Here is an 11,799-nt window from a genome sequence, read left to right as displayed (position 1 = left end):
CGGGGCAGATTCACGGTAGATTGGTGGGGGAACGGATCCGGCACGGGAGAAGAAAACAGTTTGCATCTAAAGAGTTTGTCCGTGCGCGGATTCAAGTCCTTCGCCTCGGCCACCACCTTCGACTTTGAACCTGGTGTGACGGCAGTTGTCGGCCCCAACGGTTCAGGCAAGTCAAATGTGGTTGATGCGCTGGCCTGGGTCATGGGCGAGCAGGGGGCCAAAACGCTCCGTGGCGGCAAGATGGAGGACGTCATCTTCGCCGGCACCACGGGCCGTCCGGCGCTGGGCCGGGCCCATGTTGCCCTGACCATTGACAATTCCGACGGCGCCCTGCCGATCGACTATGCCGAGGTCACCATCTCCCGCACCCTGTTCAGGGCTGGCGGGTCCGAATATGCCATCAACGGCACCTCCTGCCGGCTTCTTGACATCCAGGAACTCCTGTCAGATTCCGGGCTGGGCCGGGAAATGCACGTCATCGTCGGCCAGGGCCAGCTGGACAAGGTGCTGCATGCAACGCCCGAGGACCGCCGCGGCTTCATCGAGGAGGCGGCCGGCATCCTCAAGCACCGCCGCCGCAAGGAAAAGACACTCCGCAAGCTGGAAGCCATGGGTGCCAACCTGGCCCGGCTCAGCGATTTGACGGGGGAGATTCGCCGCCAGCTCGCCCCGCTGGGCAAGCAGGCCGCCGTGGCCAGGCGGGCCCAGAGCGTGCAGTTCGACGTCCGCGACGCACGGGCCCGCCTCCTCGCCGATGACATTGTGACGCTGACGACCGCCGTCGAACAGGACGCCGCAGCCGAACTGGCGCTCAAGAACCGCCGCGAACTGGTGGAGGCGCAGCTGCAGAGCGGCCGTGCCCGGCAGGCGGAACTGGAGCAGGCTGGCGCCGCGGCAACACCCGTGCTGAACGCAGCCCGCGACAACTGGTACCAGCTCAGCGCCACCCGCGAACAGCTCAAGGCCCTAGGTGTGCTGGCCGCCGAACGCCAACGCCACCTCGGCGCCACCGACGCCGTGCCGGACCCCAGCCGCGACCCCGACAAGCTGGCCCAGCAGGCCGTGCGCCTGCGCGCCGAGGAAGCCGAGCTGGACCTGGCCCTGGAGGAAAAGCGCTTCGGGCTGGAAACGGCCATGGAAATCAAGGAGGACGCCGAGGCTGCCGTGCGGGCCGAAGAACAGCGCGTCCGCGACCAGCTGCGCGCCACCGCCGACCGCCGTGAGGGCCTGGCCCGGCTGGCCGGAAAAGTCGCCTCGGCCCGCTCCCGGGTGGAATCGGCGGAGGCGGAAATTGGCCGCCTGCACCACAGCCGGGCCGCCGGCGCCGAACGCCACAGCACGGCCGCCGAGGAATTTGCCGCCCTGGAATCCCAGGTGGCCGGCGTCGAAGCCGGCGAGGAGCGCCTCGACTCCGACTACGAGGAGGCCGCCGCCGCGTTGGGTGAGGTCGACGCGCGGATCGATTCTGCCGCGGCGGAGCAGCTTGCCGCCGAACGTGAACGCGATTCGCTCACCGCCCGCCGCGACGCCCTCGCCACGGGCCTGCTCCGCCAGGACGCCGGCGCCGCGCTTCTCGAGGCTCGGCCCCACGGCGTCCTGGCGTCCATGGCACAGCTCATCCACGTGGTCCCCAGCCACGAAACCGCCATCGCCGCCGCCCTGAATGCCGCGGCCGAGGGCGTTGCCGTCACCGATTTTGGCGCCGCCCTGGCAGCGCTGGACCTGGTCAAGACCCACGACAGCGGACGGGTCACCCTGATCCTTGCCGACGGCGGGGCCGGTGCTGCGGACGGCGCTGGAGGTTCGGACCACGCTGGCGGTTCGCCCGCCCCGGCAACGGAACATGCCGCCGCGCAGGCCGCCCTGCAGCAGGCCGCGGCAGCTGCGGCGGGCAGTGTGGCGGGTGCCGCCGTCGGACGTTCACAGGTGAGCGGACCGGATTCGCTGGGGCACACGCTCGACGCGCTGCTGGCCGGCGTGGTGCTGGTGCCGGATGTGGCGGCAGCACAGGACATTTTGGCCATTGACGCGTCGTTGACGGCGGTGACGGCGGCCGGGGATGTGCTCACGAAGTGGTGGGTGCAGGGAGGCTCGGCCATGGCGCCGTCGCTGCTTGAACTGCAGGCGGCCGTGGATGAGACGGAGGCTGCGCTGGCGCAGGCGGTGGCCCGCGGGGAGCAGTCGCGCTTTGCGCTGGCCGGTTTGCAGGGGCGCCGGGGTGCGTTGGCTGCGGCCGAGACCGATGCGTTGGCGGCCCTGCACGAGTCCGATGCGCGGCTGGCCGCGGTGGCCGAACGGCTCGGAGCCTTGGGTGCAACGTTGCGTTCGGCGGCGGGGGAGTCGGAGCGGCATGCGCAGGCGGTGCAGGCGGCCACGGCGAACCTGGGGCGCGAGCAGCAGGCGCTCGAGGAGGTGGCGCGGAGGCTGGCCAAGGCACAGGAGGCGCCGGCCGACGTCGAACCTTCCATGGAGGAGCGCGACACCCTGGGCGCATCGGCGGCAGCGGCTCGGGCCGTGGAGCTGGAGACGCGGCTGTCCCTGCGCAGCACGGAGGAGGCGCTGAACACCGTGCGCACCAGGGCTGCGGCGTTGGAGCGGGCGGCGGCGACCGAGAAGTTGGCGCGGGAGCAGGCGGCGCAGCGGGCTCGGCGGAGGCTGTTCCAGGCGCGGAAGGCTGCCGCCGTGGCCATGGCTGCGGAGCGCATCGCGGCTTTCGTGGCGGACTCGATTGAGCTGGCCGAGCACGTTCGCGATGAGGCGGAGGAGCAGCGGGCGGCGCGCGAGGTAGATCTGATGGCGGTGCGCGGTTCGACGGCCGGGGCCGAGAAGGAACTGGCGTTGCTGACGGACACCGTGCACAAGGACGAGCTGGCCCGGGCCGCCCAACGGCTGCGCATTGAGACGCTCGAGAACAAGTCCATTGAGGAACTGGGGCTCAGCGTCGACCACCTTATTAGGGAGTATGGTCCGGACACGCTGGTGCCGCTGGGGCCCGGCGAGGTGACCGACAGGTGGGCGGCGCTGCGTGTTGAGGTTGACGAAACCGGAGCGGAGATCCGCGAGAGCACCCCGTTTGTGCGCGCCGAACAGGAGAAGCGGCTCAAGCGGGCCGAACGGGACCTGGCCGCCCTGGGCAAGGTCAATCCGCTCGCGCTGGAGGAATTTGCGGCGCTGGAGGAACGCCACCAATTCCTGTCCTCACAGCTGGAGGACCTCAAGGCCAGCCGCAAGGACCTGATGGACATCATCAAGGAGGTCGATGCCCGCGTGGAGGAAGTGTTCACGGCCGCCTACGAGGACACCGCCGCCCAATTTGAGCGCGTCTTTGCCCGGCTCTTTCCCGGCGGCGAGGGCAAGCTGGTGCTGACCGACCCGTCCGACATGCTCACCACCGGCATCGAGGTCGAGGCCCGGCCGGCCGGGAAGAAGATCAAGCGGCTCTCGCTGCTCTCCGGCGGGGAGCGCTCGTTGACGGCCGTGGCGCTGCTCGTGGCGATCTTCAAGGCCAGGCCGTCGCCGTTCTACGTCATGGACGAGGTGGAGGCCGCCCTCGATGACACGAACCTGGGCCGGCTCCTCACCATCTTCGAGGAACTGCGCGAGTCCAGCCAGCTGATCATCATCACGCACCAAAAGCGCACCATGGAGGTGGCCGACGCCCTGTACGGGGTCTCCATGAGGGGCGACGGCGTCTCAACAGTCATCAGCCAGCGCATGGACCGCGCCGACTCACCCGCCTGACGCAACGCCCCTGGTCGAGCCTGAAGGGAGCAAGCAGCGCCGGTTCGCCGGCCGTCAAGACCCAACGCGGCAGCACCTTCGGGGGTGTTTTTCCCAACGCGGCAGCACCTTCGGCCCTGCCGTCACTGCAGCAGTTCAGGTGGCGATGGTGGGATCGGGATTATGGTGCGGGGCAGATAGTTCCGGGCCGGGCCGGCGTGAGCGGCGGGTGTGCGGAACGGCAGCGGATCTCAACTTCTGCCCCGCGTCTCCGGCGCCCGTCTCGTCACCCACCCTCACCCGCCTGGGGCGCCGCGCGGCACGGAAGCCAAATGCCGCCGTCGGACATCATGAAACCCCCACATTAAAAAACTGACCCACAGAAAACGCCGAAAAATCACGTCAAAACCGTGAATTTTCGCCGTTTTCTGCGGGCCAGTTTGCGAGGGGGGGCGGGCTACTTCTGGCGTGCGGCTTCCCGGCTGCGCCAGTATTCCTCGATCTCCTCGAGGGACTTCCCTGAGGTCTCCGGCACGCGGCGGATCACGTAGACGAACGCCACCGCGGAGAGCACGGCGAACAGCAGGAACACGAGGGGGCCGAACCGCTCCATGGCGGACGGGAACGCCTGGGCAAAGATGGCGTTGAACAGGTACTGGGTGAACGTGATGACGCCCATGCCAATGGCGCGCATGCGCAGGGGGAGCGCTTCGGGCACGTACAGCCAGAACACGGGGCCCAGCCCGAAGCCGAAGGAGAACGTGTACATGAACACGGCGGCGATGGTGAGGTAGCCGGACTCCGGGAAAATCCACAGGGCCAGCATGGAAACGGCCTGACCGGCCATGCTGATGGCGAGCATCTTGACACGGCCCAGCTTGTCGATCAAGGGCAATGATGCCGCCGTGGAAATCACGAGCGCAATGCCCACGCCGTAGTTGGCGATCATGCCCGGGTTATCGCCCAGGGACGGCACATCGGCGAAGATGATGGGGGCGTAGTACACCACGGCGTTGATGCCGGTGAAGACCTGGAAGAACGTCAGGATGAACAGCACAGACATGGCCGGACGCGCCGACTTGAATAGGGCGGAGATCCCGGCTTCCTGCTGCTTGAGGCTGGCCTCGATGGCGAGGGTTTCCTCTTCGGCGATCTCGTGGGTGGCGCGCAGTTTCCGCAACACCTTCACGGCTTCATCGCGGCGCCCGCGCATGAGCAGCCAACGCGGGCTGGGCGGGCTGAGCAGCATGCCGACGAAGAAGATGACGGCGGGGATGACACCGGCGCCGAGGATCCAGTTCCAGGCACCGGCATCGTGCAGTGCATCGCCCACGATGTAGGCGCACAGGATGCCGATGTTGACTGAGAGTTGGTAGAGGGCCGTGAGAAGTCCCCGGATACGGGTGGGGGCAAGCTCGGAGAGGTAAATGAGTCCGAACATGTTGGCGATGCCCACAGCCAGGCCCAGGAAGAACCGGGCGAACATCAGCATGGGGATGTCGGTGGCGAACAGGCAAATCAGCGAGCCGACAATGAAGATGACGGCGGCGACCAGCAGCAGGTGCCGGCGGTCGTAGCGCTTCGAGGCAAGGGTCGCGCCAATGATGGCGGGCAGGGCGCCCCAGAGCAGGAGCGAGGTGATCAGGCCCTGGGTCCCGGCATCGATGCCGAAGTCGTTGATGAGCAGGGGCAGCGCACCGGAGATCGCCCCCGAATCGTAGCCATAGAGGAGTCCGGAGAACCCCGCCAGAACTGCGATGAGGATGACCACTTTGGGGATGGCTTCGGTGCTGTGGTCACGCGGCTTGGTGACTTCTGGGATGTCTTGCTTCATTACTTCCAATTTCTGTGGCAGTTCATGTTCAGCAAGCAGCAGGGCAGGGTGCCAGGCCCGGCGGATCCGGTTCCTGAAGGCGGCTTCTGTGCCACTTCGCGTGTGGGCCCTTGAACACTGCGGGCGGCGCGGTGTTCAAGCCATGGCGGTTCTTGGTGTGCCTGGTGGACAACTTCACCCAATTCCCGGCTGCGGCCGGCTTCGACCGGCAGCATGGACCTGGAAAGTGGGGGCAAAGGCCTCGAACCGGGCTTCGTTGCCACAACGTTCCATGCCTGCTGGCTGGAATACTTCGTTGAATCAGTCTAGACATCAGATGCTTTAAGTGCCAAACGACACATTCATCTGGTAGAGAGTGTATTTTAGCTCACTTACATCGGATGTTTGCGGGTCGGCCGCGGAGGCTGGGCACTGCAGTTACGGAGCAGGCAGCGTCAGGGGTGCGGGTCTTTCGCCGGCAGCCAAAACAGGAAACTGACAAGCGCGACGGCGGTCGCCATCAGGAATGCGGGCCCATAGGAAAACGCGTCGACGAGGAAGCCTGCGGCGATGGGACCGATGATGGCGCCAAGGTCGGAGCTCATCTGGAAGGTGGCCAAAACCTTGCCTCCGGAGCGCTCGTTGCCGATCACATCTGCCACGGTTGCCTGCTGGGCCGGACCCATGAGCCCGCTGCCCAGGCCGGCGATTGCGGAGACCAGGAAGAACCAGAACTCGTTGCCTGTGAAGCCGAGAACGCCCATGGCGATGCCGTTGACGGCCAGGCCGGACAGGATCATGGGTTTGCGGCCCCACGTGTCGGCGAGCTTGCCGGAGAACGTCAAGGCCACGCCGGTTCCGATGGCGAACACGGCCAGCGAGATGCCTGCCACCTCCGGACCGGCACCCAGGGCGGCAGTGGCAAAGAGCGGCACCAGGGCCATGCGGATGCCGAAGGCCGACCAGCCGTTGGCGAATCCCGACGTCAGGACTGCCCTGTAGGCGGGCAGGCCCAACGCTTCGCGCAACGGCAGAACAGTCTTCTTCGCGGCGCCCGAACCGCCCGAACCAGCCCCGGCGGCGGCGCCGCCTGCCCGCGCAACGGAGCGGCCGCCGTCGGACTTAATTGCCGGCAGCTGTGTGGCCACGAGCAACGCAACCAAAGCCAGCGCTGCGGCGTAAACCAAGAAAGGCAGCTGCATGCCGAAGCCGGCAAGCAGCCCACCCACGGCCGGGCCGGCAATGTTGCCCAGCAGGAAGGAGCCGGAGTACAGGCTGGAGACGCGCCCCCGTGCCGTCGGCGGGGCGAGCCTGATGAGAAGCCCCATGGCCGCCACCGTGAACATGGTGGAGCCGATGCCGCCGAGGCCGCGGTAAATCAGCAGCTGCCAATAGTCCTGGGCAAAGGCGCAGGCTGCAGAGGAGGCGCCCACGATCAGGATGCCCAAGATGTAGGTGCGGCGTTCACCCATGCGCTCCACGAGCCAGCCGCTCAGCGGGGCAAAGACCAGCCGGGTGAGCGCAAACACGCTGACCACCACGGCGGCCGCCGTCACGCTGACGTCGAAGCTCTGCGCAAATTGCGGCAAAATGGGCGCGACGATGCCAAAGCCGATCGCGATCAGGAACGCGGCCGCAACGAGCACCTTGATCTCACGGGGCAGTGTCGCGGCCGCCGGAGCAAGCGTCTTTTTGGAGGGGAAAGTAGGCATTGACATCACTGAAGAGTGTGTCACATGCCGCGAAAACTGGCCCCACCCGCCCCACATGAGAGACTGGGAGGGTGAACGAACTTCTCCCCATCATCCTGTCCATTGTTGTTGGGCTCGCCGTCATTGGCGGCCTCATTCCCGTCTTTATCAAGGCCCGGCGCAACAGCCAGAACTACACCGGCCCGCGCGATGCCAACGACCCGGCACCGCTGGATCCCGCAAGCCAGGGGGAGGCCCAGGGCGGCGGCACCCTGGTGGAGGAGCGCCCGGAAACCCAGGCTCCGGCGTCGGACCTGGAAATTGTTGAACCGGTTGCGCCGTCGATCGAGACCCCGCTGCCCGTCGAGGGACGGCTGGTACGCCTGCGCGCGCGCCTGTCCAAGTCCAACAACGCACTGGGCAAGGGCCTGCTGGCGTTGCTCTCCCGCGACACGATCGATGAGGACGTGTGGGAAGAGGTCGAGGAGACGCTGCTGCTGGCCGATATCGGCACCGACGCCACCATGAGCCTGGTCGACACGCTGCGCGAGCGCGTGAAGGTGCTGGGTGTCCGCAGCCCCGAGCACGTCCAGGCCATGCTGCGCGAGGAGCTCATCACGCTGGTGGATCCCACCATGGACCGCAGCCTGAACATCGCCCGCCACGATGACCGCCCGGCCGTGCTCATGGTGGTTGGCGTCAACGGCGTCGGCAAGACCACCACGGTTGGCAAGCTGGCGCGTGTGCTCGTCGCCGAGGAAAAGGACGTGCTGCTCGGTGCGGCCGACACCTTCCGCGCCGCCGCCGCCGAGCAGTTGGCCACCTGGGGTGCGCGGGTGGGTGTTCCCACCGTGAAGTCCGACGTCGATGGGGCGGACCCAGCCTCCGTCGCCTTTGAGGCGGTGAAGGCAGGCATCGAGCAGGAAGTCGATGTTGTCATGATCGACACCGCTGGGCGCCTGCAAAACAAGGTAGGCCTCATGGACGAGCTGGGCAAGGTCAAGCGTGTCATTGAAAAGCAGGCAACTGTGGACGAGGTGTTGTTGGTCTTGGACGCAACCACCGGTCAGAACGGCCTGACCCAGGCAAAGGTTTTCGCCGAGGTTGTGAACATTACCGGCATCGTGCTGACCAAGCTGGATGGCACGGCCAAGGGCGGCATTGTGGTGGCCATCCAGAACACACTGGGAGTCCCCGTAAAGCTCGTGGGTCTTGGCGAAGGCGCCGACGATCTGGCCCCGTTTGATGCTGAAAGCTTTGTTGATGCCCTGCTGAACTAGCTTTTAGCGTGGTGCCGGAGACTCGGTGCCAGCATAAAGACAAGGAAAGCCCGCTTCGGCGGGCATTTCTTGTTTAACGAGGCATTTGTAAAATTGCTGCCGCGGTTACTTTGTGGAGGCTGCCGCGGTTACTTTGTGGAATCGGGCACAAAATATAAATGGCATAAACTATGCAACATTGAATATGCCCGCATTCAATTGTCCGAACGGATGCCGTGTCCTACGAATTGCCGTGGTGGTGCGGAAATAGTCTACTGGCCAGTAGGTGTGACGTGGCGGACGACTAGTCGTAAGGAAAGTGCATTTAGCCACGTGTCCAAATTTACTGGGTTAGAATTGTCAAGGCCTGTGGGGTGAACTGCGGGGTGAACACCCCAGGCTGGTCTTATTGGAATCTGCAGTGCATTGAGCCTCAACCAAGACATTGTTGAGGGCCATCAGGCCTGCCGGTCCGGAAGTCCATTGACGGAAATAGAATTCTAGTAGGGAAGCACAGGGGAAAATTCATTGAATGCAGGAATCGCCGAAGAGACGGTGACGCTGCGCATGGCCGTGGTGGGATGTGATTACATCACCGGGTTGGGCTTGACACAGCTGCTTGTCCAGGCGGAGTTCATCGACGTCCGGGCCCGCGTTAGCAACTCAAGTGAGATGCTGGCTGTCATGTCCACCGAAGCAGTGGACCTGGTGCTGGTTGATGCAACAATCCAGGGCGAGAACCTGGCACTGACGTGCCGCTCCCTGATTGAGACGGACAATCCGCCGATTGTTGTTGTCATGGGTGAGGTCCCCTTCGACGTTGCCGAAGACCTGGTCTTTGCCGGGGTCACGGCCTTCCTGCATCCAGGCTTGATTGCCGAGGACCTGCCGGTGGCATTGCGCATGATCCAGCGCGGCGGGGCGATCCTGCTCAGTGACGTAGCCCGTGAGGCGCTCATGGCACGCGGTGCCTCCCTTGATGTCCACCGCCGCAGCAGCTACGACACCCTCAACACCCGGGAGCGCGTACTTGCCCAGGGTGTGGCCGAAGGAAAAACCAATATGCAGCTGGCTGCGGAGATGCACCTGAGCGAAGCAACGGTGAAGCTCTTGGTCTCCAATGTCATGGGCAAACTTGGCGTAGCCAACCGGGTCCAGATCGCCGTCATTGTGACCGAGATGCGCATCGCCTAGATCCGTTTCCGGAGTCCCTGGTGCCTGGCTCCGGAGTCCGACGCTTCGGCGTCCGACACAAGCCGGAAACATCCCCGTCGCCCCAAATTAACCTCAGGGCGGCAAATGTAACGCCGTGGAAACCTTCTCCGCGCTGTTGTGAAACAAGCGCAACACAGCATTGTAAGAGTCCAAAGTGCACAGCCCCAACGATGCGGCAGGCAACAACTCTTGCAATGAAAGGCCAGGCCAATGAACACTGGCGATACAGCATGGGTCCTTATCTCGGCAGCCCTGGTGCTGCTGATGACACCGGGCCTCGCATTCTTCTACGGCGGCATGACCCGTGCCAAGTCCGTCCTGAACATGATGATGATGAGCTTCGGCGCCATCGGCCTCGTCGCCGTCCTGTGGGTCCTCTTCGGCTACTCCGCAGCCTTCGGTGCGGACGCCGGCGGGGGGCTGCTCGGCAATCCACTGGAAAAACCGGGCCTGCAGGGCGTCCTTGACACCGGCGACGGCGCCCCGCTGGTCGGCACCATCCCGGAGATTGTCTTCGTGGGATTCCAGGCTGTCTTTGCCATCATCACGGTGGCACTGATCACCGGCGCCATTGCAGACCGCGCCAAGTTTGGCGCCTGGATGACCTTCGCCGCCATCTGGGTCACGGTGGTCTACTTCCCCGTGGCACACTGGGTGTTTTCCTTCACGGAGGACGCCAACGGCAACCCCACCGGCGGCTGGATTGGGCAGGGCCTGGGTGCGATCGACTTTGCCGGCGGCACTGCCGTGCACATCAACGCCGGCGCCGCCGCATTGGCGCTGGCCCTGATCCTGGGCAAGCGCAAGGGCTTCGGCAAGGACCCCAGCCACCGCCCCCACAACCTTCCGTTCGTGATGCTCGGAGCGGGCCTGCTGTGGTTCGGCTGGTTTGGCTTCAACGCCGGTTCGGCCCTGGGGGCCAATGCTGTTGCAGGCTACGCATGGATCAATACACTGGCCGCACCGGCTGCGGCTATCCTCGGATGGCTCGTGGTGGAAAAGCTCCGCGACGGCCACGCAACCTCTCTCGGTGCCGCATCGGGCGCCGTCGCCGGGCTGGTGGCCATCACCCCGGCCTGCTCAGCCCTGACACCCATGTGGTCGATCGTTCTGGGCCTGTTGGCTGGAGCCGTGTGCGCCATGGCTGTTGGCCTGAAGTACCGCCTGGGCATCGATGACTCGCTCGACGTCGTCGGCGTTCACCTGGTGGGTGGCCTGCTGGGAACCTTGTTCATCGGCCTCGCCGCCGATCCCAACTCACCCGCCGGCGGTGTCGGCCTGTTCTACGGCGGAGGCCTGGAACTGCTCGGCAAGCAGGCCATCGCCGCCGGTGCCGTCATGGTGTACTCCTTCGTCGTGGCGTACGCCATCGGCTGGATCATCAACAAGACCATGGGCTTCCGTATCTCCAAAGAACACGAAACCGCCGGGATCGATGTGTCTATCCATGCCGAATCCGCCTACGACATTGGCGGGCGCAGCTCCGGCAGCTTCCAGCCAGTGCGCGAATCTTCCGCTAAGTCCGCCGCCACAACCGCCAACCACAGTGACACAAAGGTCGACGCATGAAACTCATCACCGCCATCATCCGGCCCGAACAGCTCGACGACGTCCGCAGTGCACTGGAAAGCTACGGCGTCCAGGGGCTGACCGTCAGCAGCGCCCACGGCTACGGCCGCCAGCGCGGCCACACCGAAATTTACCGCGGTGCCGAATATACGGTTGACCTGCACGCCAAGGTCCGCATTGAGGTCCTGGCCTCCGATGAGCAGGCCTACGACCTCATGGACATCATCGTCGCCAGCTCCAACACCGGCAATGCCGGCGACGGAAAAGCCTGGATGGTTGAGGTGTACGAGGCGGTCCGGGTTCGCACCGGCGAACGCGGAGTCGCCGCCATCTGATCTCTTCCGTCCCGGCTCTTCCCTCCGTCGAGATGTGCGATCACGCCCCCTCCGTTCCGTCGAGATGTGCGATGACGCCCCCTCCGTTCCGTCGAGATGTGCGATAACGCCCCCTCGCTACGCTGATGCGTCAGCTGGCAGGGCGTGATCGCACATCTCGGCATGTGGGGGCAGGGCGTCATCGCACATCTCGGCAG

The 11,799-nt window shown here is 65.2% G+C and carries 7 protein-coding genes; 5 read left to right on the top strand and 2 right to left on the bottom strand.

Features of this window, described 5'->3' with window-relative positions:
• Positions 1–60 precede the first annotated feature (60 nt).
• Entirely contained in the window at positions 61–3,741 is a 3,681-nt protein-coding gene (smc, locus tag art_RS05570) for a chromosome segregation protein SMC (protein WP_173425224.1), read from the top strand.
• A gap of 436 nt (positions 3,742–4,177) precedes the next feature.
• Here the strand turns inward: smc and art_RS05565 are convergent, their stop codons facing one another.
• Positions 4,178–5,554: a sugar porter family MFS transporter gene (locus art_RS05565; protein ID WP_052136032.1), complete on the bottom strand. Its 1,377-nt coding sequence runs from the start codon at positions 5,552–5,554 to the stop codon at positions 4,178–4,180.
• A 434-nt stretch (positions 5,555–5,988) separates the two neighbouring features.
• Entirely contained in the window at positions 5,989–7,302 is a 1,314-nt protein-coding gene (locus art_RS05560) for an MFS transporter (protein ID WP_157875155.1), read from the bottom strand.
• Positions 7,303–7,316: 14 nt separating this feature from the next.
• Between art_RS05560 and ftsY the strand changes: the two genes are divergently transcribed.
• From ftsY to art_RS05540, 4 genes are all read left to right on the top strand, one after another.
• Positions 7,317–8,504, top strand: a complete 1,188-nt coding sequence (ftsY, locus tag art_RS05555) for a signal recognition particle-docking protein FtsY (protein WP_038463046.1) — start codon at positions 7,317–7,319, stop codon at positions 8,502–8,504.
• 507 nt (positions 8,505–9,011) lie between these two features.
• A complete protein-coding gene (locus art_RS20850) occupies positions 9,012–9,677 on the top strand; it encodes a response regulator transcription factor (RefSeq protein ID WP_052136031.1) in 666 nt (221 codons plus the stop codon).
• A 231-nt stretch (positions 9,678–9,908) separates the two neighbouring features.
• Positions 9,909–11,267 carry an ammonium transporter gene (locus tag art_RS05545; RefSeq protein ID WP_038463044.1) on the top strand — a complete coding sequence of 453 codons (1,359 nt, stop codon included), beginning with the start codon at positions 9,909–9,911 and terminating at the stop codon, positions 11,265–11,267.
• Positions 11,264–11,602, top strand: a complete 339-nt coding sequence (locus tag art_RS05540; protein ID WP_038463042.1) for a P-II family nitrogen regulator — start codon at positions 11,264–11,266, stop codon at positions 11,600–11,602. Before art_RS05545 ends, art_RS05540 begins: the two co-directional genes overlap by 4 nt.
• Positions 11,603–11,799: the final 197 nt, after the last annotated feature.

It is taken from the genome of Arthrobacter sp. PAMC 25486 (assembly GCF_000785535.1).
Classification (GTDB): Bacteria; Actinomycetota; Actinomycetes; order Actinomycetales; family Micrococcaceae; genus Specibacter.
This window is presented reverse-complemented; position numbering and strand designations above follow the sequence as displayed.

Coding starts and splice junctions, on each gene's coding strand:
- art_RS05565 (WP_052136032.1), bottom strand. CDS start 5,554: ATGAAGCAAGACATCCCAGAAGTCACCAAGCCGCGTGACCACAGCACC.
- art_RS05560 (WP_157875155.1), bottom strand. CDS start 7,302: ATGTGGGGCGGGTGGGGCCAGTTTTCGCGGCATGTGACACACTCTTCA.
- art_RS05545 (WP_038463044.1), top strand. CDS start 9,909: ATGAACACTGGCGATACAGCATGGGTCCTTATCTCGGCAGCCCTGGTG.
- art_RS05540 (WP_038463042.1), top strand. CDS start 11,264: ATGAAACTCATCACCGCCATCATCCGGCCCGAACAGCTCGACGACGTC.